The 21,904-nt window shown below is 70.4% G+C and carries 23 protein-coding genes; 11 read left to right on the top strand and 12 right to left on the bottom strand.

What is annotated here, in order from left to right:
* Positions 1-98 precede the first annotated feature (98 nt).
* Positions 99-311: a zinc finger protein gene (locus tag E1288_RS19985; protein WP_132487254.1), complete on the bottom strand. Its 213-nt coding sequence runs from the start codon at positions 309-311 to the stop codon at positions 99-101.
* A 115-nt stretch (positions 312-426) separates the two neighbouring features.
* On the opposite strand from E1288_RS19985, the gene E1288_RS19980 reads away from it, so the two are divergent.
* Together E1288_RS19980 and E1288_RS19975 are read left to right on the top strand one after the other, a co-directional pair.
* Positions 427-1,278: a helix-turn-helix domain-containing protein gene (locus E1288_RS19980; protein ID WP_132487252.1), complete on the top strand. Its 852-nt coding sequence runs from the start codon at positions 427-429 to the stop codon at positions 1,276-1,278.
* Positions 1,262-1,450 (top strand): DUF397 domain-containing protein, encoded by a 189-nt coding sequence (locus E1288_RS19975; protein WP_132487250.1) that lies wholly within the window; start codon positions 1,262-1,264, stop codon positions 1,448-1,450. Before E1288_RS19980 ends, E1288_RS19975 begins: the two co-directional genes overlap by 17 nt.
* A gap of 5 nt (positions 1,451-1,455) precedes the next feature.
* On the opposite strand, the gene E1288_RS19970 is transcribed toward E1288_RS19975, so the two are convergent.
* Both E1288_RS19970 and E1288_RS19965 read right to left on the bottom strand, forming a co-directional pair.
* Positions 1,456-4,434, bottom strand: coding sequence for a sacsin N-terminal ATP-binding-like domain-containing protein (locus tag E1288_RS19970; protein WP_132487248.1), 2,979 nt, complete (start codon positions 4,432-4,434; stop codon positions 1,456-1,458).
* Positions 4,431-5,270: a DUF3027 domain-containing protein gene (locus E1288_RS19965; RefSeq protein ID WP_132487246.1), complete on the bottom strand. Its 840-nt coding sequence runs from the start codon at positions 5,268-5,270 to the stop codon at positions 4,431-4,433. The genes E1288_RS19970 and E1288_RS19965 overlap by 4 nt, the downstream gene beginning before the upstream one ends.
* Before the next feature lie 21 nt (positions 5,271-5,291).
* On the opposite strand from E1288_RS19965, the gene E1288_RS19960 reads away from it, so the two are divergent.
* From E1288_RS19960 to E1288_RS19945, 4 genes are all read left to right on the top strand, one after another.
* A complete protein-coding gene (locus tag E1288_RS19960; protein WP_408013625.1) occupies positions 5,292-6,191 on the top strand; it encodes a glutaminyl-peptide cyclotransferase in 900 nt (299 codons plus the stop codon).
* A gap of 19 nt (positions 6,192-6,210) precedes the next feature.
* Positions 6,211-6,960: a hypothetical protein gene (locus E1288_RS19955; protein ID WP_132487244.1), complete on the top strand. Its 750-nt coding sequence runs from the start codon at positions 6,211-6,213 to the stop codon at positions 6,958-6,960.
* Between the two features lie 425 nt (positions 6,961-7,385).
* Entirely contained in the window at positions 7,386-9,068 is a 1,683-nt protein-coding gene (locus E1288_RS19950; protein WP_132487242.1) for an MFS transporter, read from the top strand.
* A 9-nt stretch (positions 9,069-9,077) separates the two neighbouring features.
* A complete protein-coding gene (locus E1288_RS19945; RefSeq protein ID WP_132487240.1) occupies positions 9,078-9,554 on the top strand; it encodes a DUF2771 family protein in 477 nt (158 codons plus the stop codon).
* 30 nt (positions 9,555-9,584) lie between these two features.
* Here the strand turns inward: E1288_RS19945 and E1288_RS19940 are convergent, their stop codons facing one another.
* The 4 genes from E1288_RS19940 to E1288_RS50135 all read right to left on the bottom strand — a co-directional run bounded on the left by E1288_RS19940 (position 9,585) and on the right by E1288_RS50135 (position 13,372).
* Entirely contained in the window at positions 9,585-10,238 is a 654-nt protein-coding gene (locus E1288_RS19940) for a response regulator (RefSeq protein WP_132487238.1), read from the bottom strand.
* A complete protein-coding gene (locus E1288_RS19935) occupies positions 10,235-11,221 on the bottom strand; it encodes a sensor histidine kinase (RefSeq protein WP_132487236.1) in 987 nt (328 codons plus the stop codon). The genes E1288_RS19940 and E1288_RS19935 overlap by 4 nt, the downstream gene beginning before the upstream one ends.
* On the bottom strand, positions 11,218-12,645 hold the full coding sequence (locus tag E1288_RS19930) for a serine hydrolase domain-containing protein (protein ID WP_132487234.1): 1,428 nt from the start codon (positions 12,643-12,645) through the stop codon (positions 11,218-11,220). The genes E1288_RS19935 and E1288_RS19930 overlap by 4 nt, the downstream gene beginning before the upstream one ends.
* A 331-nt stretch (positions 12,646-12,976) precedes the next feature.
* Complete coding sequence (locus E1288_RS50135; protein WP_132487232.1) at positions 12,977-13,372, bottom strand: cold-shock protein; 396 nt, start codon at positions 13,370-13,372, stop codon at positions 12,977-12,979.
* A gap of 242 nt (positions 13,373-13,614) precedes the next feature.
* Between E1288_RS50135 and E1288_RS19920 the strand changes: the two genes are divergently transcribed.
* Positions 13,615-13,821 (top strand): hypothetical protein, encoded by a 207-nt coding sequence (locus E1288_RS19920; protein WP_132487231.1) that lies wholly within the window; start codon positions 13,615-13,617, stop codon positions 13,819-13,821.
* A 1-nt stretch (position 13,822) separates the two neighbouring features.
* On the opposite strand, the gene E1288_RS19915 is transcribed toward E1288_RS19920, so the two are convergent.
* Positions 13,823-14,440 carry an HAD family hydrolase gene (locus E1288_RS19915; protein ID WP_235883677.1) on the bottom strand — a complete coding sequence of 206 codons (618 nt, stop codon included), beginning with the start codon at positions 14,438-14,440 and terminating at the stop codon, positions 13,823-13,825.
* Positions 14,441-14,550: 110 nt separating this feature from the next.
* Here E1288_RS19915 and E1288_RS19910 point away from each other — a divergent pair, with 110 nt between their 5' ends.
* The gene (locus E1288_RS19910; protein ID WP_132487229.1) at positions 14,551-15,525 is read left to right on the top strand and encodes a R2-like ligand-binding oxidase; all 975 of its coding nucleotides are present in this window, start codon (positions 14,551-14,553) and stop codon (positions 15,523-15,525) included.
* A 46-nt stretch (positions 15,526-15,571) separates the two neighbouring features.
* On the opposite strand, the gene E1288_RS19905 is transcribed toward E1288_RS19910, so the two are convergent.
* Positions 15,572-17,197 carry an AMP-binding protein gene (locus E1288_RS19905; protein ID WP_132487227.1) on the bottom strand — a complete coding sequence of 542 codons (1,626 nt, stop codon included), beginning with the start codon at positions 17,195-17,197 and terminating at the stop codon, positions 15,572-15,574.
* Positions 17,198-17,314: 117 nt separating this feature from the next.
* On the opposite strand from E1288_RS19905, the gene E1288_RS19900 reads away from it, so the two are divergent.
* The 3 genes from E1288_RS19900 to E1288_RS19890 all read left to right on the top strand — a co-directional run bounded on the left by E1288_RS19900 (position 17,315) and on the right by E1288_RS19890 (position 19,089).
* On the top strand, positions 17,315-18,103 hold the full coding sequence (locus tag E1288_RS19900; RefSeq protein ID WP_132487225.1) for a PhzF family phenazine biosynthesis protein: 789 nt from the start codon (positions 17,315-17,317) through the stop codon (positions 18,101-18,103).
* 233 nt (positions 18,104-18,336) lie between these two features.
* Positions 18,337-18,738 carry a YccF domain-containing protein gene (locus E1288_RS19895; protein WP_207954444.1) on the top strand — a complete coding sequence of 134 codons (402 nt, stop codon included), beginning with the start codon at positions 18,337-18,339 and terminating at the stop codon, positions 18,736-18,738.
* A gap of 78 nt (positions 18,739-18,816) precedes the next feature.
* Positions 18,817-19,089, top strand: a complete 273-nt coding sequence (locus E1288_RS19890; protein ID WP_235883676.1) for a hypothetical protein — start codon at positions 18,817-18,819, stop codon at positions 19,087-19,089.
* Between the two features lie 3 nt (positions 19,090-19,092).
* Here E1288_RS19890 and E1288_RS19885 read toward each other — a convergent pair whose 3' ends face one another.
* The 3 genes from E1288_RS19885 to E1288_RS19875 are packed head-to-tail and all read right to left on the bottom strand — an operon-like array spanning position 19,093 to position 21,760.
* Positions 19,093-19,857 carry an HAD-IIA family hydrolase gene (locus tag E1288_RS19885; RefSeq protein ID WP_207954447.1) on the bottom strand — a complete coding sequence of 255 codons (765 nt, stop codon included), beginning with the start codon at positions 19,855-19,857 and terminating at the stop codon, positions 19,093-19,095.
* 26 nt (positions 19,858-19,883) lie between these two features.
* Positions 19,884-20,972, bottom strand: a complete 1,089-nt coding sequence (locus tag E1288_RS19880) for a sulfate/molybdate ABC transporter ATP-binding protein (protein ID WP_207954443.1) — start codon at positions 20,970-20,972, stop codon at positions 19,884-19,886.
* Positions 20,969-21,760 carry an ABC transporter permease gene (locus E1288_RS19875; RefSeq protein WP_235883675.1) on the bottom strand — a complete coding sequence of 264 codons (792 nt, stop codon included), beginning with the start codon at positions 21,758-21,760 and terminating at the stop codon, positions 20,969-20,971. The genes E1288_RS19880 and E1288_RS19875 overlap by 4 nt, the downstream gene beginning before the upstream one ends.
* Between the last annotated feature and the right edge of the window lie 144 nt (positions 21,761-21,904).

Raw genomic sequence — 21,904 nt, 5'->3', positions numbered from 1 at the left:
CTGGCACGCCCTCACCACCCGCCCCTGACACCTGACACGTCCGGGTGGAGGTGGCGTTTTCGCGCGAAAACGCCACCTCCACCCGGACGTGTCAGGTGTCAGGGGCGGGTGGTGAGGGCGTGCCAGCAGTGCATGCAGGTGTCTTCTCGGATCCAGTCCACTTCGGAGCGATCGTGTAGCTCTGCTGCGTCCGCTTCTGCTCCGCAGAACGCGACCACCGGGGTACCGGCAGGGGTTTTCGTTGCTGTGATGGGGAATGCGTGGCGGCCTCCCGTGACCGGGCGCCAGACGTAGGTCAAGTAGTCGGACACTGGGACCTCCTTTTGTGGTCTCTGACCAGATGAGACCGGTCCAGCTATCTCCGATCAAGCCGGTTCACCGTTATGTGTAATGGCGCAATCTCAGGCCCTGAAATAGCGTGGGTATATGACAACTGCACGTTCACGAGGGCTGGGCGCCGAGATTCGCAAGCTTCGAAAGGAAGCTGGCCTGCGACTAGAGGAACTGGCGGAACAGTGTGATTGGTCAAGGGCGACCCTCGGCCGGATCGAGGTCGGGGCCAAGGTTCCTTCAGAAACTGAGATAGCAATCATCCTGGGAACACTCGGCATCAAGGGGCAGAAGCGAACGCGCATCCTTGAACTCGCCGAGGACGCACACAAGCCGCACTGGTGGGAAGTGGGAAACCCAGGACTGCCACAGCAACTCGTTGCCCTGCTGGAGTTCGAGCGGAGCGCAACGAAGATCACCGACATGGCGTTGGGGCCAGTCCCAGGCTTGCTTCAGATCGCCGACTACACGCGAGCGATCATGTTTGCTGGCGGACTCAAGGACAGCGACGTCGAATCCAGGGTCTCTTTGCGCCTCGGTCGACAGAGCGTCCTAACTGGAAAGAGCCCAGTGGAGTTCCATGCTCTGATCGATGAGTCAGTCTTGCACCGTCCAGTCGGAGGCAACGACGTGATGGGAGAACAGCTCAGGCACATCGCGCGTATGACGCTTCGCCCGCACATCACGGTCCAGGTAATCCCTTACGAGCTAGGCGCGCATGTCGGACTGAACGGCAACCAGCTGCTCATGGAGTTCCAACGGCAGCGAAGCATCGTCTATTTGGAGCATCGCCGCGCTGGCACCTTCCTGGACGACCCGGCCGACACTTCCCCGTTCGTCGAGTCCGTGGCTAGTCTGACCAAAGCAGCGTTGAGCCCTCGCGAATCTACCGATCTCATCGCTGCATGCGCGAAGAAGATGGAGGAACGCCATGTCGCCGATCACTAACTGGCGGAAGTCAAGCTACAGCGGTGAGGAGGGCAACTGCGTCGAGGTCGGCTCAGGGCCTGACGTCGTCGGGGTTCGGGACACCAAGGATCGGGATGGTGGGACCTTGGCCTTTCGGCCGCAGGCTTGGGGTGTTTTCTTAGCCGCCGTCAAGGCTGAGCGCTTCGGGTGAAGCGCTCAGCGCAGGAGGGTTGCCGCTTCCGGGTCCGCCAGCAGGGCCGTTAGGGCGAACCTCTCGTGCCAGGACCCCGATGCCCAGGCCAGGGCTCGGGCCAGGCCGTCCGGGGTTCGCTCCGCGTGGACCTTCCCCGTCCTGTCGACCCACCAGTGCACCCGCTGCTCCCCCGTCGACGACCGGACTCGCAGCGTGTCGTGGAGCCTGACCTCGCCGGTCGGCACCGTGATCCCCAGCAGCTCGCACGCCGCCGGGACGCGCGCCACCTCCGGCCAGCTCTGGGCGCGGCCCTCGTCCACCACCTGCATCGTGTTCTCTTCCGATGCCAGCGGCAGATCCAGGAGTTCCGCCAGGGATTCCGCGTCGAACTGGTCCGGGCTGCCGCCCGCGATCACCAGCGGCGCTTCCAGCACGCCCAGCATCCACGGCTCGTCGAGGACCACCGCTCGCCCGGTGCTGACCACCGCGCCCGACACCGAGCGCACCATCTCCGGGAGATCGATCTCGGCCGGGTCCACGACGCCCGACGCGACCGCGTCCGCCAGCGCTTGGTGCGCGCGCAGCGCAGTTCCGGCGCGCACGGCGCGATCCGGGTCGCCGAGGCGTTCCAGCAGGTCCGCAGCGTCGTCGGAATCGTCGATGACGAGTTCGCTGCGCACGCCCGTGATCCTCAGCTGCTCGTCGTCGAGCCCGACGTCGGGCACCGCGTCGAAGAGGCCCGCCAGCTCCCCAGCAGCCGCGAGGCGCCAATGCCGGGGCGGCTGGCCTGCGAGCAGCGCGTAGCGCGCGATCCACCAGGCCGAGTAGCTGTTCGGTTCGCGCAGGGCGCGCAGGGTTTCCGGATTCCGCACCAGCAGGCGGATCGCCGCCGGCCAGCAGTCGTCCGCGACCAGGTCCAGGTCCCGGATTCCGATGAACCTGGCCGGCGGCCAGTTCTCGGGCTGCGCGGATTCCTGCTCCGCCCACCAGTGGCGCGAGTCCGGGAAGTCGTCGTCCGCTTCGACCGGGTCTTCCTCGACGTGCACCGCGAAGTCGTCCAGCACGCCGATCGCCCGCAGCAGCTCCGCGGGCCGGTCGGCGGCGAATGCCTCGTCCAGCACCGCGAGCGGCCCGTCCGAACCGATGTACTCGGCGTCGATGACCTCCAGCAGCGCCGCGTCGGGCAGCAGGAGTTCGTCCGCGCGGCGGAAGTCGCCGTTCGCGTCCGGCAGCGCCAGTGCGCCCAGCCAGTCGCGCGGCTGCGCGCTCGCGACCAGCCGCAACACCGCCTCGGCCAACGGCCGCACGTCCGCTCCGGCTCGCGCGTCGGAGACGCTGCTGCGCACCGCCTCCTCCAGCGACGGGGCGTCGAGCAGCTCCGCCGGGCCGGCCGGGTGCGCACCGAGCTTCTCCAGCAGCGGATGCGTCGCATCGGGGTGCGCGATGCGCAGGCCCGAGATGTCCAGAGTGGACAACAGCGCCGCCGGATCCGGGTCCGCGTCTCGGTGGCTGAGCAGGACATCCCGCACGCCCGTCACCGTGCGGCCGTCCGCCAGCGGCACCGGCAGCGCGGAGAACTCCTCGCGCGCCACGGGATCCGCGCTCTCGATCGGAACCAGCGCGTCGTAGAGGCTGTACCACCACTGCGGCGGGCGCTGCAGGCCGGTGACCGCGTCGACGATCTCCGCCGCGGCGAGCCGCCGGACCTCCAGCACGTGCAGCGACCTGCGGTGCCGGGCATCCGCCAGCTCAGCCGTGAGCATGCCCGGGATCACGTCCTTGAGCAGCTCGGCGAGCTCCGGCGAGATGTATTCGAGGACCCGGGATTCCAGCGGCGCCACCAGGTTCCCGTTCGCCGCGGGCAGCCACGCCGCGACCCGCAGCCGGTCGTTGACGCCCTGCCGCAGCTTGTCGTCCACATCGGACAGCGGGAAGCCCGGCAGCGGCACCAGCGCCGTCCGGTGCTCCACGGCGATCTTGCCGACCAGCCCGGGATAGCACTCGGCGGCGAACGTCAGCACCGCGTCCGTGGCGGCCGACGCCGCCACCCGCCGCCGGTCCGGCTCCACCGGCACGCTCGCCAGCAACCGAGCGGGCAGCGACAGCCGCTCCTCGGTCGGTGTCGGCGCGTGCAGCACGTCTTCGGCCAGCGGGATCGGCGTGCCGTCGTCGTCCAGCGGCACCGCCCAGGTCACGCGCCACTCCGTGGCGTGCCGGGCCTCGACGCCCAGGCCGGCCAGCGCCGTCTCGCTCAACGTGCCCGTCGCACGGTGCACGAGCCACCGGTCGCTGCGGGTCGGGCCGTGCACGACCAGCCGATCGGCGCCTTCGTCCACGCGCCGCCAGGTCTTCTCGCCGATCCGGATCTCGGTCAGCGCGGGCAGCGCGATCAGCAGATCCGGGGCCTGGTCGGTGAACGCCGCCATCAGCGCGTCCGTGACCACGTCGGGGCGCAGCGGCAACCGCACCTCGGTGTCGAAGCCTGCGGGCGGCTCGTCGGCGACCGCCCACGGCAGCCGCAGCACCGGCACTGCGCCTTCTCGCGCCGCCAGCTCCTCCGCCGGGCCCGGCAGCTCCGCCGCCGCTTCCCTGGTCCTCTCGGCGGAGAACGCAACGCCGCCGGACGTCGACACGATCTGCGGCTCGTCGGACACCGCCAGCACCGCAGCGAACCCGACGCCGAACCGGCCGACCGAGGCGCCCTCGCGCTTGGCCGACGCGCGCAGCGAAGCCAGGCCCGCCACGCCGGTCGCGGTCAGCGGCGACCCGGTGTTCGCGACCCGCAGCTCACGGCCGACGAGCTCGACGCGCAGCACGCCATCGGCGCCCGCCGCGTCTGCGGCGTTCTGCGCCAGCTCGACCAGCAGCCGGTCGCGGTAGCCGCCGAGCCTGAGGTCTTCCTCAGCGTTGGCGTCCTCGCGGAACCGGGTCGGCGAAGACTCCCAGGACTGCAGCACGGCCCGCCGAAGCTCGGCCGTACCGAACGGATCCGTTCCGCTCACCCGCGCGGCTCGAAGTCCAGGGTGGCGTCGTCGTAGACGACCTCGGCCACCGGCACCGTCGACGAGGTGTCCACCTCGACCTCCGAATGCGCGCCGCAACCGAACTCGACGCTGACCACGCGACCGTCGGCGGGCGCGAGCTCGTTGGCGCAGACGCCGAAAGCGCCGCCCATCGAACCCGCCAGCTTCAGGAAGAAACCGCAGGTGCCGCAGGCCCCCGGGGCCAGCTTGGCGATGTCGGCGCGCGGCCCGAACTCGCCGTTGTGCCAGCGGTCCGCGGCCTCCAGCCGGCCCTCCAGGCTGAGCACCCGCTTGCGGCCCAGGCCGACCTCGTGGGCGACCTCCTCGACCGCGGGGTCGTCGCTGGTCAGGTAGCCGGGCGCCAGCCGCGGGTCGTCCGCGGTGGTCGGCAGCAGGTCGCCCGCGCCGAGATCACCGGGGCGCACCCGCTGGTTCCACGGCACCCATTCCGGCGCGGTCAGCGCGCTCGGACCGGGCAGCAGCACGACCTCGCTGACCGTCACCGGCTCGCCCGGGCCGACGCTGGCGACCGTGACCGCCCAGCGCCACCCGACGTAACCCGGGTAGTTCGACTCGAAGTAGTGCGTGACCGCGTGCGGGCCCTCGGCTTCGATCCCGACGTGCGCCCCCACCGAGGCGCCGGCCTCGGCGTCCAGGGTCAGCACCGGCGAGCCGATCGGGTCGTCCCCGGGCCGCGCCTCGTCCTCCGCCGCAGCTCGCGCGACGTCCTCGGCGGCGGCGAGCTCCGGGTTCGGCGGCACGGGCGCAGGGTGCCCGATGTCCTCGAACGGGGCATCCGCGCCTGGGCTGGTCATCGGAGCAGGCATAGGCGTCACATGCTCGATTGTGCCGTACGTGGTCGTCGCTGCCGCCGCCCGTGTCAAGCTTTCGGGGTGCGACTCCTCCCGACTCGACGTTGTCTGTGCGGCTGGGTGCTCGCCATCGGGCTGGGGTTGGTGGCGTGCGCGCCGCAGGTACCAGCGCAACACGACGGCCAGGACGACCGCGAGCAAACCGATCAGGGCGTTGGGCACGCGGGAAGCCTGCCACACCTCCGAGCGGAGGTGATCTCCGTGCTCCCGCACGACCGCTCCTCATTCACTCAGGGCCTCGAACTCGCCGCCGGCACCCTCTACGAAGGCACCGGCATGCACGGTTCGTCGCTGCTCCGCGCCACCGATCTCGCCACCGGCGAGGTGCGCCGCGAAGCCCGGCTCCCGGCCGAGCTCTTCGGTGAGGGCATCACCGTCACGGGTGACCGTATCTGGCAGCTCACCTGGCAGGAAGGGGTTGCGCTGGAGCGAGACCGGGTGACGCTGGACGAGCTGCGCCGTGTGGAGTACTCGGGCGAGGGATGGGGCCTGTGCTTCGACGGGGTGCGGCTGGTCATGAGCGACGGCAGCGACCGGCTGACCTTCCGGGACCCGGCGACGTTCGCGCCGATCGGCGGCGTCGACGTGCGGCGCGGCGGATCCGCGGCGGAGGAGCTCAACGAGCTGGAGTGCGTCGGCGACCAGGTCTGGGCCAACGTCTGGGGCAGCGACGAGATCCTGCGCATCGACCCGGCGACCGGGCAGGTGACCGCGGTGGTGGACGCGTCTGGGCTGCTGAGCGCCTGGGAGCGGGCGGGCACCGACGTGCTCAACGGCATCGCCGCGGTGCCGGGCACCGACGAGTTCCTGCTCACCGGCAAGTACTGGCCGACGATTTTCCGAGTTCGCTTCGTCCCGGCGTGATCGTTAGTACGGTCGCCGCATGGATGATCAAGACGACCTGGTGGAGCCGCTGCACGTGCTCTGCGTGCTCGGCACCGGCATGGACTTCGACGTGGTCGAGGCGGCCGTCCGCGCGTTCGGCGGGCCGTTCTTCTCGCTGGACCGGGAGTCGTCGGAGCACGAGCACGACCCGCGGATGCCCGACGCGTTCGAGGCCTGCCTCGCGCAGTTGACCTTCACCGACGACGACTGGACCGCGGTCGACGAGCACGATTCGGTCGCGTACGTGCTCGCGAAGGGCGGACAGGAGCACGCCTCCTTCATCTCCGAGCGGATGCTGGCGGTGGCGGCGGAGCTGTTCGAGCGTTGCGGCGCCACCGCGATCAAGAGCGAGAGCAGCGGCCTCGCCCACGGCCGGGAGACGTGGCTGGCGCTGGCCGAAGACGCCGCCGAACCCGATGTCCTCCGCCAGGCCTGGGTGAAGCGGCCGATCTACAGCGGCGAGGTGCTCCACACCTGCGGCATGCACCTGCTCGGGGTGCCCGACGTAGAGGTGGAGGCCGAGGGGCTGCTGGACGAGAACCGGCTCGGCGAGTGGGTCGAGCTGATCGACGGCCTGGCAGGCTACCTGCTGACCGAGCCGCGGGCGGCGGAGATCCGCGACGGCGAGGGCTTCCGGCTCACCGAGGACTCGCCGCGCTGGCTGCTGCGGCAGCAGTCGTGCGACCGCTACGACGACGAGGACATCTTCTTCAACCCCTACGGCTACTGGCGCCTCACACCCGCCTGAGCAGGCGTCGTGCTGGCCGCTGCAGCGGCTTGTTCGGGATGTGGTTACGCGGGGTTGTGGTGGGGCTCCGCTCTGCGGAGCGGCGAAGCCGCCTGTCCACACCTAGCTATCGAGGTGAACGGCCTGTTCACCTCGTCTATCGGCGCGAACGGTCCGTTCACCTCGAACCGGCAACACCTGCCGGTGTTGGGTGGATGGAGCGAACGGCCTGTTCACCTCGCCTATCGGCACGAACGGTCCGTTCGCTCCACACGCGAGACCCGTCGAATCTTCTCGCCACCCGGGCGGGGTGGTTTCGGGCCGTTTATGTCGCTCGATGGTGTCCAGGTGTATCTGGCGGGCCGGTTCCGTCCTCTTTATTCGCGGGACGCCGAAATCCGGCGGACACCCGAACGGCCAGAGGCGGGTGAGGCAGGATGAACGGTATGGGTTTGCGACGCCACGACCAGCGGTCGGACGCCTCGCGCGGCCGATCGGGCTGGGGCGCCGGGCAGCGCGGCAAGCGCGGTTGGTACGCCGAAGGCGGCCGGGAGACGCCGTCCGAGCACGGCTCGGAGCAGCGCGACGAGCCGCAGCGCGCCGAGCACCGGTTCGAGGCGTCGAGCAGGGGCGAGCAGCGGGCCGACCGGCGGTATCCGTGGGAGGACGATCCGGACTACGACCGGCCGCGCAGTCATGGCCGGCGGTTGCCGCCGCTGCCCGAAGACCACCCCGGCCGGGCCGAGGAGGAGCCCGAACCCGAGCAGCCCCGGGGCACGGCACCGCCCCGGAAGCTGACGGTCACCCGGGTCGCCGCGTGGCGCAGCCGGGACCTGACGCAACGCGCGATGCGGATGTTCTTCTCGCTCGCGCACGCCGACGGCGCCGACCGGTCCGGGCTCGCGAAGTTCACCTACGCCGTGATGGGCAACTACGCGGTGGACGCCGCGATGGCGGTCGCGCTGGCCAACACCCTGTTCTTCTCCGCCGCCACCGGCGAGAGCAAGGACAAGGTCGCGCTCTACCTGCTGATCACGGTCGCGCCCTTCGCGGTGATCGCCCCGGTGATCGGCCCGGCGCTGGACCGGCTGCAGCAGGGCCGCCGCTTCGCACTCGCCGCGTCGTTCGCGATCCGCGTGCTGCTCGCGGCCGTGATGGCGCTGAACTTCAACAGCTGGCTGCTCTACCCGGCGGCGCTGGGCTGCATGGTGCTGTCGAAGTCCTTCGGCGTGCTCAAGGCGGCGATGACGCCGCGGGTGCTGCCGACGCAGATCACGCTGACCAAGGCCAACTCCAGGTTGACCGCGTTCGGGATGGCCGCGGGCGGCATCTTCGGCGCGATCGCGTCCGGCTTCGCCTGGCTGCTGGGTTCCGAGGGCGCGCTGTGGTTCATGGCCGCGATGGCGGCCGGCGGCGTGTGGCTGTGCCTGCGGATCCCGGGCTGGGTGGAGAGCACCGAGGGCGAGGTGCCGACGTCGATCGGCTCGCACCCGACGCAGACCAAGAAGGTTCCGCTGAGCGGGCACGTGGTGGTGGCGCTGTGGGGCAACGGCGGCATCCGGTTGCTGACCGGCTTCCTGACGCTGTTCGCGGCGTTCGTGATCAAGCAGAGCACTCAGCACGAGCCGTTCATGCAGCTGGTGCTGCTCGGCCTGGTCGGCGGCGCGGCCGGGGTCGGCAGCTTCCTCGGCAACGGGCTGGGTTCGAAGATGCACTTCGGCAAGCCGGACCGGGTGATCATCGCCTGCCTGGGCAGCGCGATGGCGGTCGCGGTGTGCGCGGCGGTGCTGGCCGGGTTCCCGCTCGCGGTGGTGGTCGGCCTGGTCGGCGCGACGGCCAGCGCGCTGGCCAAGGTCTGCCTGGACGCGGTGATCCAGCACGACATGCCGGAGCAGTCGCGGGCCTCGGCGTTCGGCAAGTCCGAGACGATCTTGCAGCTCAGCTGGGTCTTCGGCGGCGCGCTGGGCGTCCTGCTGCCACCGGTCTACTGGATCGGGTTCGCGGTGGTCTCCGCCGCGCTGGCGCTGATGCTGGCGCAGACGATCGTGGCCGGCCGTGGTGGCACGCTGCTGCCACGCCTCCCGCGCCGGTCCGCACCGGCCACCGCGCGATTACGGACCAAGTCGTAGGCTCGAACCGTGCATCGTGGACTGAAGCCGCTGCTGGCGGTGGCGGGCATCGCGCTCGCCGCCGGTTGTGCCGCCCCCAGCGAACCGCAGGTCACCTTCTACTCCCACGGGAACTCGGTGACCGTCAACCCCGCCCAGTACTGCGACGCGACGGGGCAGAACTGCGTGACGCCGCCGGAGAACCCGGTCGGCGACCTGCGGGTGCCCGACCGCAGCCCGCTGCAGATCTCGGTCCCCGGTGAGGTCGCGGCGGCCCCGTGGCAGGTGGTGTTCATCTACCGCGGGCTGGGCGGCGAGGAGCTGGACGGCCGCAGCCAGGTCTTCCCGCCCGACTCGCGGCACGCCTACACGCTGCAGCTGCCGCCGGACGGCGGCCGGTTGGAGCACGTGGAGGTCCAGAAGTTCTCGGCGGTGCTGACGCCCGGCGCCGATGGCGGCGTCGACTTCGGCATCGGCGGCAGCTGGATCCTGAACGTCCAGCAGTGACATCCGGCGGGCCTCACCTGTCGCGCCGCTTCAGTCGTCGACCAGCCCAGCCTCGTACGCGGTGATCGCGGCCTGGACGCGGTTGTTCGCGGACAGGCGCTGCAGGATGGTGCTGACGTGCGCCTTGACGGTGCCTTCGGCCAGGAACAGCCGCCGCGCGATGTCCTGATTGGACAGTCCCGCGCCCACCAGGGCCAGCACCTCGCGTTCCCGCGGGGTCAGGGTCGCCACCCGGTCGCGGGCGGCGGTTCGCCGGGTGGCCTGGCCACCGCGCATCCCGGCGATCACCCGCTGCGCGATCCGGGGCGACAGGTACGCCGCGCCGTCGGCGACGGCGCGAACGCCGATGAGGAGTTCGCGCGGATCGGCGGCCTTGAGCAGGAATCCGCGGGCGCCGTCGCCGAGCGCCCGCGCCACGAACTCGTCCTCGTCGAAGGTGGTGAGCACGACGACCTTGACCTCCGGCTGTGCGCGGGCCAGTTCCGCCGCGGCGGCGAGCCCGTCGAGCCGGGGCATCCGGATGTCCAGCAGGACGACGTCCGGTCGGTGCTCGGCGGCCAGTTCGATGGCCTGCCGTCCGTCCTCGGCCTCGGCGACCACGTCGATCTCCGGGTCGGTCGCCAGGATCGACCGGACCCCGGCGCGGATCATGGCCTCGTCGTCGGCCAACAGCACGCGGATCATCCATCTTCCTTCGTCGCGGGCACAACCGGGCAGGGCAGCCGAGCGGTCACGGTGAAGCCGTCGCCGGGCTCGGCCCGGAAGGTGCCACCGAGCAACCGGACCCGCTCTGCCAGCGCCAACAGCCCGCTGCCGTTTCCGCCGTCGAGCACGGGCGGCGCGTCGACGGCCGAGTTTCGCACGATGACGTTGAGCCCGTTGGGAATTCGCTCGACCCGCACGGTCACCTCCGCCCCGGGCGCGTAGCGGGCGGCGTTGGTCAGCGCCTCTTGCACCACCCGGTGCGCTGCGCGGTCCACCTCCGGCGGCACCGCGAGCGGCTCGCCGCTGCGCAGCAGCGACACCGCCATCCCGGCGCTGCGCGCGCGGTCGACCAGCGCCTCCACCGACTCGTCCGGCGGCTCGACGCTTGGGGTGCCGTTCTCCCGCAGCATCCCAATCGTCTGCCGGAGCCGGTCCGTGGCAGCGACCGCCGTGGCGCGCAGCTCGGCGGCCGCTTGCTGGTTGACGTCGGTCATTTCCGGGGCCAGTTCGAGGGATCCGGCGCGCAGCGCGATCAGCGCCAGGTCGTGGCCGAGCGAGTCGTGCATGTCCGCAGCGATCCGGGCGCGTTCCCGCAGCCTCGCGCGCTCGGCGACGAACTCCTGCTCCCGTTCCATCTGCTCGACCCGTTGCCGACCGGCGACGATCAACTCGGCCTGCTGCCGCCGGAACTGACCGGCCAGCCACGGCAAGGCCACGAAAACGGTCAGGCACAGCAGGGAGCTGAAGCCGGCCCAGAAGTCCACGACCGCGCCGACGACCCCGCCCAGCGCGGCGACAGAGAGCCAGGCCCAGCCGCGGCGAACCGGCAGGTGCCGGCCGTGGAGGTAACCCACCACGGCCAGCGCCACGAGCAGCAGCAGCCGCCACACCTCGGCGTCGAGCCCGTAACCGGCGAGCGCGCACACCCCGGCGATGACCAGCAGAGCCGCGCCGTTCCTCACCCGGACGACCTTACGGCGCGCAGCCTCAGCAGCCGGAACGCCGCGGTGCTGAGCCCTGCGAGCGCCGCGACCAGGAGCACGACCGTCAAGGGCAGCGGGAAGTACGTCATCTGCGCCCAGGTGACCGTGCGGCCGTTGCTGATGAACGAGATCAGGCTCGGGTAGGCCAGGAACACCGCGACCGGGACCAGCACCGGCACCAGCCGCAACGCGATCCGCCAAACCGGCCGCCCGGCGCGCTTGGCCGCCCAGCGACGAGAACGCGCCGCGCCGAGCACGCCCAGCCCCACGGCCGCCAGCCCGATCAGGCCGAGCACCAGCTCGAACTGCTGCCGCGCGCCGCCAGGCGCCTCGGGCGTCTTCCCCTCGCTCAGCGCCACCAGCCCGGTGAGGATGTCGTAGTAGTCGCCGTTGAGGGAAGCGTTGTTGGTCATGACTGCGAAGCCGTAGCCGGTCTCCGGGATGACCATCTCCGTCGCGGCGTAGGTGAACAGGTTCCCGTCGTGCACCAGCCTTTCCGGGCCGTCGGCGGGCTTGTCAATGCCCCAGCCCATGCCGTATTCGTGCACGTCGGAAGGGCTGTGCATGGCGGGCAGGCTCTCCGGCACGACCAGCTGACGCCCGTGGCCGCCCTGCGTGATCAGCCACTTCCCCATGTCGGCGGCGGTGGTGATGACGCCGCCGCCACCGCTGCCGTCGAGGAATCCGGGCAGCTCCGGGCGGGAGATCCACGCGCCGAACAGCGAGTTGTAGCCATCGGCCGGCCGGAGCACGTCGTCGCGAACCGCGCTGCGGTTCATCCCGAGCGGCCCGAACACGTGCTCCCGCATGTAGTCGTCGAAGGTCTGGCCGCCGGCGACCTCGACGAGCCGGGCCGCCAGGTCGTAGTTGACGTTGCAGTACTCCCAGTGCGTGCCCGGTTCGGCGGCCAGCGAGCCGGTGCTCAGCCGCGAGGTGTACTCGGCGAGCGAGCCCGCTTCCTCCAGCGAGTTGATGTCGATGGTGCGGTCGGAGAAACCGGAAGTCTGGTTCAGCAGGTGCCGGACGGTGACCTCGCGGAAGCGCGGATCGGCCATGGCGAACCCGGGCAACTGCTCGACGACCGGCCGGTCCAGCGCGATCTTGCCCGCGTCGACCAGGGTCATGACCGCCATGGCCGTGAACGACTTGCTGACCGACGCGACCCGCATCGGGGTGTCGGCCGTGACCGGCCGCCCGCCGGAATCGTGGCCGTAACCGGCGGCGTGCACGATCCTGTCGTCCTTGGTGACCACCACCGAGAACCCGGGCATGTCGGTGGATTCCAGCGCGCGGGTCAGGTAGTCGTCGATGGTCTGCGTGGTCGGTTCGGGCGCGGCCTGCGCGGTGGCGGGGCCGATCGCGACCCCGAGGGCCACCGCGAGCGCGATGATCTTGGCTTTCATGCAGGTGAACCTATGGATCAGGACACCCCGGCCGGATCTGCCGACCGACCACGACCACCCCTGACGAAAGACATAAAAGGCGGGCGCACCGCGATGCGCCCGGCCTTCGTGGTCTGTTCAGAAAGCGGCGTCAGCCGCTTGCGGTGTGGGACTCAGCTTGCACCGCCGCGGGTTCTCAGACGTCTTCTCGCGAGGACAGCCCCGACGTGGTGAATTGGCATTCATGATGTCGGGGATCCCACAGCGAGAAGGCGACCGTAATTCCCGCAGGGGGGCCGCCACCCGCACCGCCACGCAAAACGAGCCTGGAAACAGTCTTTTCTGAAGCCTGTCAGTTGCTGCCCGGGTCCAGCTCCCGAGCGACCGCGCGCACGACCTCACCGATCCGCTTCGACGTCTTGCGGTCCGGGTAGCGGCCGCGGCGCAGGTCGGGCTGGATCTTCAGCTCCAGGAGCTTGATCATGTCCTCGACCATGCCGTGCAGTTCGTCGGCGGAACGCCGATGCGCCTCCGCCACCGACGGCAGCGGGTCCAACAGCTTGACCTTGAGGGCCTGCGGACCGCGGCGCCCCTGCGCCATGTCGAAGTCGACGCGCTGCCCCGTCTTGAGCGCCTCCACACCCGACGGCAGCGCCGAGGACCGCACGTACACGTCCTCCCCGCCGTCCTGGGTCAGGAAGCCGAAGCCCTTCTCCGCGTCGAACCACTTGACCCTGCCGGTCGGCACTGTCCTCACCGTTCCCTGTCGAATGCGCTGGCCCGGTCTCCGGGTCCTCGTCGTCCCTCTGGCTGTCCGCCGAGCGGAACCCAATGGCCCCGGCACGACGAAAGCGCCCCGAAAACGCCACGCAATTGGGCGCGCCGGGACGCGTCACAGCAAGCGTACCGCGTACCCAGCCGAAAACACCCGTCCTTATCGACCAAGGCCCGCTGCGGTACTCGGCGCAGTCGCTGAATACGCTGCTCAGCATGGCAGCTGCTACGCCCAGGTCCGCGATCCTCCCGGTTTCGATGATCCTGTTCGGGCTGGGACTGCTGGCGATCATCGCGATTTTCGCGCTGTTCGCCGCCGGCTACGAGAACATGCCGGTCTGGCTCAACCTCGCGACCCTGCTGTGCCCCGCCGGGCTGATCTTCGGCGTGATCGCCACGGTCCTGCGCAGCCGCAAGCGCTGATTCAAAGCTGCGCGAGCCATGCCGGGAACTCGGTGAGGTCGCGCAGCGCGACGTCGGCGCCGGCTTCCACCAGCTCGTCGACGCCGTAGGGCCCGGTGGCCACGCCGACCGCGACCGCACCCGCGGCCTTCGCGCCGACGACATCGCCGAGGTGGTCGCCCACGTAGATCGCCGCGCCCTCCTCGCGCAGCACTTCGCCCTTCGCCGCGGCGAAGACGTCGCCGGCGAGCCGGTCGACGTCCCAGCCGAACGCCTTCAGGTGCAGGGCCGCGTTCGCCTCGTACTTCCCGGTGATCACCAGGGTCCGCCCGCCCGCTTCGCGGACCGCGTCCAGCGCCCGCTCGGCGCCCGGCATCGGCTCGGTCAGCCCGACGACCACGGACGGGTAGATCTTGCGGAAGTGGCCGACGAGCTGCTCGACCATCGGCTCGTCGAAGCCGTAGCCGCGCATCGTGTCGGCCAGCGGCGGCCCCAGGTGCGCCGCGAACTCCTCACCGTCCAGCGACAACGCGAACTCCGCGTTCAGGGCTTCGATCGCGCGCACCATGCCCGGCCGCGGATCGATCAAGGTCATGTCCAGGTCGAATCCGACCACCGGCGCGCTGCGCTGTTCTGCCACGCGCACCACCCTACGTTCGAGGGACGCGCGCCCCCCTTGACTCGAAACTGCGTAGTATCGAAAATCACGGTCATAATATTCCTCACAATTTGGCGAGCTGGAGTCGTTCAATGACGAGCACCACCGCGCACCCCGCCCACCGCGAAGGTTTCCACTCACTCAAGGCCAGCGGCCTGAACTGGGACTCGCTGCCGCTGCGGCTGTTCAACAAGGGCAACGCCAAGTTCTGGAACCCCGCCGACATCGACTTCAGCAAGGACGCCGAGGACTGGCAGCGGCTCGACGAGGTCGAGCAGCGCAGCGTGGCGGGCCTGTGCGCGCAGTTCATCGCCGGCGAGGAAGCCGTGACGCAGGACCTCCAGCCGTTCGTGTCCGCGATGGCCGCCGAGGGCCGGTTCGGCGACGAGATGTACCTGACGCAGTTCGTGTTCGAGGAGGCCAAGCACACCCAGGTCTTCCGGCTGTGGCTGGACGCCGTCGGGCTCACCGACGACCTGCACGGGCTCGTCGAGGAGAACCCCGGCTACCGCGAGATCTTCTACCGGGCGCTGCCCGAATCGCTGCACGCTCTGCACGCCGACCCGAGCCCGGAGAACCAGGTGCGCGCGTCGGTCACCTACAACCACGTGGTCGAGGGCACCCTGGCCCTGACCGGCTACTACGCCTGGCACAAGATCTGCGTCAGCCGCGGCATCCTGCCCGGCATGCAGCAGGTCATCCGGCGCATCGGCGACGACGAGCGCCGCCACATGGCGTGGGGCACGTTCACCTGCCGCCGCCACGTGGCCGCCGACGAGCGCAACTGGGACGTGGTGCAGGACCAGATGGCCAAGCTGCTGCCGCACGCCATCGCCCAGGTCCAGTGGAAGCCGGAGGACGCACCCGAGGTGCCGCCCTTCGAGCTGGACAAGGATGAGCTCACGGCCTACGCCTCGGACCGCGCGACCCGCCGCCTCGGCGCGATCTCCAGCGCCCGCGGCGTTCCGCTGGCGCAGATCGACGTCGACGCCTCGCCCGAACAGCTGGAAGACCAGTTCGGCGCCGAGGACGCCGCCGAACTCGCGAAGCTCGAGGCCAAGAACTGACCCCGGTGGTGGGCGCCTTCGACCGAAGGCGCCCACCACCGCTGGATCATTCGAGGTCGAGGAGCTTCTTCGCGGTTTCGCGCATCTCGATCTTGCGGATCTTCCCGGTGACCGTCATCGGGAACTTGTCGACGACGTGGACGTAGCGCGGAACCTTGTAGTGCGCGAGCTTGCCGGCGCAGAACTCGCGCAGCGCCTCGGCGGTCAGCGGCGCGGCGCCCTCGCGCAGCCGCACCCAGGCCATCAGCTCCTCGCCGTACTTCGCGTCCGGGACGCCGATGACCTGCGCGTCGAGGATGTCCGGGTGCGTGTAGAGGAACTCCTCGATCTCACGCGGGTAGACGTTCTCGCCGCCGCGGATGACCATGTCCTTGATCCGGCCGGTGATGCTCACGTAGCCGCCTTCGTCCATGACGGCGAGGTCGCCGGTGTGCATCCAGCGCGCCGCGTCCACCACCTCGGCGGTCTTCTCCGGCTGCTCCCAGTAGCCGAGCATCACCGAGTAGCCGCGGGTGCACAGCTCGCCCGGCGTGCCCACCGGCACGGTCAGGCCGGTGGCCGGGTCGACGATCTTGATCTCCAGGTGCGGCCCGACCCGGCCCACCGTGGACACCCGCCGCTCCAGCGAGTCGTCGGCGCGGGTCTGCGTCGACACCGGTGAGGTCTCGGTCATGCCGTAGCAGATCGACACCTCGCTCATCCCCATCCGGCCGATGACCTGCTTCATCACCTCCACCGGGCAGGGCGAGCCGGCCATGATCCCGGTGCGCAGCGAGGACAGGTCGAAGGACTCGAAGTCCGGGTGGTCGAGCTCGGCGATGAACATCGTCGGCACCCCGTACAGCGAGGTGCAGCGCTCCGCGGCGACGGCCGACAGCGCCGCCGTCGGGTCGAAGCCCTCCGACGGGATCACCATCGCCGACCCGTGGCTGGTGCACGCCAGGTTGCCCATCACCATGCCGAAGCAGTGGTAGAACGGCGGCACGATCGCCACCCGGTCGGCCTCGGTGTAACCGCACAGCTCGCCGACGAAGAACCCGTTGTTCAGGATGTTGTGGTGCGACAGCGTCGCGCCCTTCGGGAATCCGGTGGTGCCCGAGGTGTACTGGATGTTGATCGGGTCGTCGGCCGACAGCCGGATCGCCGCCAGCCGCTGCGGATCGCCGGAGCCGCCGGCCAGCTCCGCCCACTCCGGGGAATCCAGGAACACCACCTGCTCCAGGCCCGGGCACTTCACCCGCACCTGCTCCACCATCGCCACGTAGTCCGACGACTTGAACGACTGCGCCGACACCAGCAGCCGCACCCCGGCCTGGTTGAGCACGTACTCCAGCTCGTGCACCCGGTACGCCGGGTTGATGTTGACCAGGATCGCGCCGATCTTCGCCGTCGCGTACTGGGTCGTGGTCCACTCGGCGCGGTTCGGCGCCCAGATCCCGACCCGGTCGCCCTTGCCGATCCCGGCGTCCAGCAGGCCCACCGCCAGCGCGTCCACCTCGGCGACGAACTCCCGGTAGGACCAGCGGCGCCCGGTCGCGAACTCCACGAGCGCGTCGCGGTCGGGGAAGCGCGCCGCCGTCCGGTCGAGGTTCTCGCCGATGGTGTCGCCCAACAGCGGCACGTCCGAGATGCCCGAGGCGTAGCTGGGCTGAGCTGGTTCGACGGCATCCACGTCGACGACCTCCCGAAAACTCAGTGATGCAGGTCACCCATCTTGTCCTGGCCGGACGCCCGTCGGCCACCCCCGGATGCGGGTACTGGCCGGCTCGGCGTTGCGTACCGTTCAGGGATGCGTGCTTTCGTCGTGGATTCCTTCACCGACAGCGCCTTCACCGGCAACCCCGCCGGTGTCGTGCTGCTGGACGCCCCTGCCGATGCGAAGTGGATGCAGTCGGTCGCTGCCGAGCTGCGGCACTCCGAGACGGCGTTCGTCGTGACCGGCGGCCCGGAGGACGAACCCAAGCCACTGCGCTGGTTCACCCCCTCGACCGAGGTGCCGCTGTGCGGGCACGCCACCCTGGCGACGGCGCACGTGCTCGGCGGCGACCAGCGCTTCGACACCCGCAGCGGCGTGCTCACCTGCACCGCGCAGGGCGACGGCTGGATCGAGATGGACTTCCCGGTCGACCGCGCCGAGCCGGTGGAGCCGCCCGCGGCGCTGGCCGCCGGGCTGCCCGGCATCACCATCGAGGAGGCCGCGGAGGGCGAGACCAAGGTGCTGGCGCTCGCCGCATCCGCCGCGGAGGTCCGCGCGGTGCGGCCGGACTTCGCGATGCTGGCGGACGTCCCATCGCGCGGGGTGATCGTCACGGCACCGGGAGACCGGCCGGGCATCGACTTCGTCAGCCGGGTGTTCGCCCCGCAGGTCGGCATCCTGGAGGACCCGGTGACCGGCTCGGCCCACTGCACGCTGGCGAACTGGTGGGCGGCGAAGCTCGGGGAGGACGAGCACGACGCGACGTTCGTCGGAGAACAGGCGTCCCAGCGCGGCGGCATCGTCCAGATGGCCCTCCGCGGAAACCGCGTCGGCCTCCGCGGCCGCGCGGTCACGGTCCTCAGCGGCGACCTCCTCGTCTGACCCACCGCCTGGTCCGACCCACCGCAGTTTCAATTGAAACTGCACCCATCGGCGTGTCGCACCACAACACACCGGTGCCTGTGGACAACTTCCGCAATTTCAATGGAAATCAGAGGTCCGATTTCCATTGAAATTGCGGAACCACCGGCTCGGAACACACCTGCGAGACGGTCCGGTGTGTGATCCACTACCTCGGTTCGGCGGCCGGGATGCGGGGCTGGCACGGTGGAGGCATGCGGTTGCTGCTGAACATCATCTGGCTGGTGCTCTGCGGGTTCTGGATGGCCTTCGGCTACGTGGTCGCCGGGGTCGTCCTGGCGATCACGATCATCGGCATCCCGTTCGCCATCGCGTCCTTCCGGATGGCCAACTTCGCGCTGTGGCCGTTCGGCAGGCGGCTGGTCGACGAGCCCACCTCGGGCGCGATGGCAGGTATCGGCAACGTCCTCTGGCTGGTGCTGGCCGGCTGGTGGCTGGCGCTCGGGCACATCTTCACCGGCATCGCCCTGTGCGTCACGATCGTCGGCATCCCGCTGGGCATCGCGAACTTCAAGCTCGTCCCGGTATCGCTGCTGCCGCTGGGCAAGCGCATCGTGGACGCCGACGACGTGTACGCGTTCATGCGCCCTCGGTGACGTACGGCACATCGGCGTACGACCGATCGGCCCAATGCAGTCCCACGGTCATAGGGAATCGGCGACTTGGGGATTCGGATGATCACGGAACTGGAGCTGGAGCGGGTCGCGGCGGCTATCGAGCGCGCCTTCCGCGGTCCGGCACGGCAGGACTGGGCGCACGTCGAACGGCTGCGGCTGCAGGCAGACCTGCTCGACCGCCTGGCGGCGGCGCAGCGCCACTGGTCGGGCTCGCTGAGCCGCCGCGCCGAGCTCGTGCGCGATGCCGCTGAGCGCCTGGCCGACGAGCTCAACCAGGTCACCAGCGCCATCGCCGTGCCGAAACCCGCCCCGCCCGCGACGCCGTCGTAGCGATCAGGCCTTGAACGGATCCAGGACGTGGCCCGTGAGGTCGGCGATCGAGTTGATCACCTTCGTCGGCCGGTACGGGAACAGGTCCGCGGTGTGCTCGTCGGAGATCCCGGACAGCACCAGGATCGTCTGCATGCCCGATTCCAGGCCGGACCGCACGTCGGTGTCCATCCGGTCGCCGATCATCAGCGTGTTCTCCGAGTGCGCGCCCAGGTGGCGCAGCGCCGACCGCATCATCAGCGGGTTCGGCTTGCCCACGTAGTACGGCGCGCGGCCGGTCACCCGCTCGATCAGCGCGGCGACGGCACCGGTGGCGGGCAGCGTGCCCTCCCGGCTCGGCCCCTTCTCGTCGGGGTTGGTGGCGATGAACCGCGCGCCGCCCTCGACCAGCCGGATCGCCTTGGTTATCGCCTCGAAGCTGTAGGTGCGGGTCTCACCGAGGATGACGTAGTCCGGATCGCGATCGGTCAGCACGTAGCCGATGTTGTGCAGCGCCGTGGTCAGCCCCGACTCGCCGACCACGTAGGCCGTGCCGCCGGGCCGCTGCTTCTCCAGGAACTGCGCGGTCGCCAGCGCGGAGGTCCAGATCGCGCCCTCCGGGACGTCCAGCCCGGTGCGCGACAGCCTGGCGCGCAGGTCGCGCGGGGTGTAGATCGAGTTGTTGGTGAAGACCATGAACGGGATGCCGTTCTCGCGCAGCGCCGCCACGAAGGCGTCCGCGCCCGGCACCATGTGCTCCTCGTGCACGAGCACGCCGTCCATGTCCATCAGGTACGTCCAGGGGGATGGCTCAGTCACGCCCCAGATGATCCACCTGATGTGGGGTGAATTGCTACTTCGGCGGCCTTCACCACGAACCAGACCTCGTCGTCGGGGGTGAGCCGCAGGTCGGCGACGGCCGCTGGGGTCACGTCGGCGGCCAGCGAGCAGTCCCGCACCACGCCGCGCACCCGCACGACGTCGCCGCGCGGTTCGAGCGCCGCCAACCGCACCGGGATCGCGTTGCGCGGGCTGCCGTGCGGGCGCTCGCGGTGCACGGCGACGGCCGACGGCGCGAACACCGCAGCAGCGGCTTCGCCCTGCTCCAGCTCTTCGGCGATCCGGCCGCTGATCGTGCTGTCACCGAAGGAAACGCCGTCCGCCGCTGCTACCCCGGGCACCAGGTTCAGCCCGGCCACCCGCGCCGTGAACGCCTCCTTCGGGCGGGCCAGCACCTCGCGGGTCAGGCCCTGCTCGACGACGCAGCCGTCGAGCATCACCAGGAGCCGGTCGGCGAGCACGACCGCGTCCAGCACGTCGTGGGTGACCAGCACGGTCGGTTTCTCCTGCCGCCGCAGCACTTGGTGCAGCAGCCCGCGCATGGCCGGAGCGGCATCGACGTCGAGCGCGGCCAGCGGCTCGTCGAGCAGCAGCAACTGCGGATTCGCCGCCAGCGCCCGGGCCAGCGCCACGCGCTGCGCCTGACCGCCCGAGAGCTGCCCGGGCCTGCGCGCCGCCAGCTCGGCGACGTCCACCTCGGACAACCACCGCCCGGCTGTCTCCCGCGCCTCGGCCTTGCGGACACCGGCCGCGCGCGGTCCGAATGCGACGTTCTCCAGCGCCGTCAGGTTCGGGAACAGCAGGGCGTTCTGCGCGAGCAGCCCGACACCGCGGCGGTGCGTCGCCACGTTGATCCCGCGCTCGGTGTCCAGCCACGCGGTGCCGTCCAGCTCGACGCGCCCGCGGTGCGGGGCGAGCTGCCCGGCCAGCACCGACAGCAGCGTCGACTTGCCCGCCCCGTTCGGCCCGAGCACCGCCAGGACCTCGCCGGGCGCCACCTCGAACTCCGCGCGCAGCGTGAAGTCGGGGCGCCGGAACTCGATGTCGGCGCGCAATCCGCTCACAGCCGTCCCTCCACCGCCTTGGGCCGGGCCACCACGATCACCAGCAGCGCGACCACCACCAGCAGCAACGACATCGCGACCGCAGCGTCCACATCGGACTGCGCCGTGGTGTAGATGGCCAGCGGCAGGGTCCGGGTGGTGCCCTGCAAGCTACCGGCGAAGGTGATCGTCGCGCCGAACTCCCCCAGCGCCCGTGCGAAGGTCAGCACCAGGCTCGACCCGAGCGCGGGCAGCAGCAGCGGCACGGTGACGCGCCGGAACGTCAGCCAGGGCCCGGCGCCCAGCGTCGCGGCGACCTGCTCGTACCGCCCGCCGGCGGTCCGCAGCGCGCCTTCCAGGCCGACCACGAGGAACGGCATCGCGACGAACGTCTGCGCGAGCACCACGGCGGTCGTCGTGTAGGGCAAGCGAATTCCCACGACGTCCAGCAGCTGCCCGATCGGACCGGTGCGGCCCAGCAGGTAGAGCAGGGCGAGGCCGCCGACGACCGGCGGCAGCACCAGCGGCAGCAGCACGAAGGCCCGCACCACGCGGAGCCCGCGCATGCGGGACCTCGCGAGCACCATCGCCAGCGGGCCGCCCAGGAGCAGCGCGAGCGCGGTGGAGATCAGCCCGGTGATCACCGAGAGCCGCAGGGCGTCGAGCGCCGCCGGGCTGAGCAGCAGCTCCGGCAGGCGCGCGGGATCGACGCGCGTCAGCAGCCCCAGGACCGGCAGGATCACGAGCGCCAGCGCGAGCACCGCCGGCACCCACAGCACCACCGGCACCTGGGAAGCCCGCAATTTCAATGGAAACCTCACCTCACACCCGGGTCGTCCGCAATTTCAATTGAAACTGCGGGTCATCGGCGTGTCGCACGCCGACACGCCCACGGCTGTGGGCAACTCCCGCAATTTCAATGGAAATCGAAGGTCCGATTTCCATTGAAATTG

This window comes from Saccharopolyspora elongata, assembly GCF_004348985.1.
GTDB classification, from domain to species: domain Bacteria; phylum Actinomycetota; class Actinomycetes; order Mycobacteriales; family Pseudonocardiaceae; genus Saccharopolyspora; species Saccharopolyspora elongata.
This window is presented reverse-complemented; position numbering and strand designations above follow the sequence as displayed.

Bases quoted from the DNA above. Each gene is read 5' to 3' on its own strand.
- E1288_RS19980 (WP_132487252.1), top strand. From the start codon at position 427: ATGACAACTGCACGTTCACGAGGGCTGGGCGCCGAGATTCGCAAGCTT.
- E1288_RS19975 (WP_132487250.1), top strand. From the start codon at position 1,262: ATGTCGCCGATCACTAACTGGCGGAAGTCAAGCTACAGCGGTGAGGAG.
- E1288_RS19965 (WP_132487246.1), bottom strand. From the start codon at position 5,270: ATGACCAGCCCAGGCGCGGATGCCCCGTTCGAGGACATCGGGCACCCT.
- E1288_RS19960 (WP_408013625.1), top strand. From the start codon at position 5,292: ATGCTCGATTGTGCCGTACGTGGTCGTCGCTGCCGCCGCCCGTGTCAA.
- E1288_RS19955 (WP_132487244.1), top strand. From the start codon at position 6,211: ATGGATGATCAAGACGACCTGGTGGAGCCGCTGCACGTGCTCTGCGTG.
- E1288_RS19950 (WP_132487242.1), top strand. From the start codon at position 7,386: ATGGGTTTGCGACGCCACGACCAGCGGTCGGACGCCTCGCGCGGCCGA.
- E1288_RS19940 (WP_132487238.1), bottom strand. From the start codon at position 10,238: ATGATCCGCGTGCTGTTGGCCGACGACGAGGCCATGATCCGCGCCGGG.
- E1288_RS19930 (WP_132487234.1), bottom strand. From the start codon at position 12,645: ATGAAAGCCAAGATCATCGCGCTCGCGGTGGCCCTCGGGGTCGCGATC.
- E1288_RS19920 (WP_132487231.1), top strand. From the start codon at position 13,615: ATGGCAGCTGCTACGCCCAGGTCCGCGATCCTCCCGGTTTCGATGATC.
- E1288_RS19910 (WP_132487229.1), top strand. From the start codon at position 14,551: ATGACGAGCACCACCGCGCACCCCGCCCACCGCGAAGGTTTCCACTCA.
- E1288_RS19900 (WP_132487225.1), top strand. From the start codon at position 17,315: ATGCGTGCTTTCGTCGTGGATTCCTTCACCGACAGCGCCTTCACCGGC.
- E1288_RS19895 (WP_207954444.1), top strand. From the start codon at position 18,337: ATGCGGTTGCTGCTGAACATCATCTGGCTGGTGCTCTGCGGGTTCTGG.
- E1288_RS19890 (WP_235883676.1), top strand. From the start codon at position 18,817: ATGATCACGGAACTGGAGCTGGAGCGGGTCGCGGCGGCTATCGAGCGC.
- E1288_RS19885 (WP_207954447.1), bottom strand. From the start codon at position 19,857: ATGGACATGGACGGCGTGCTCGTGCACGAGGAGCACATGGTGCCGGGC.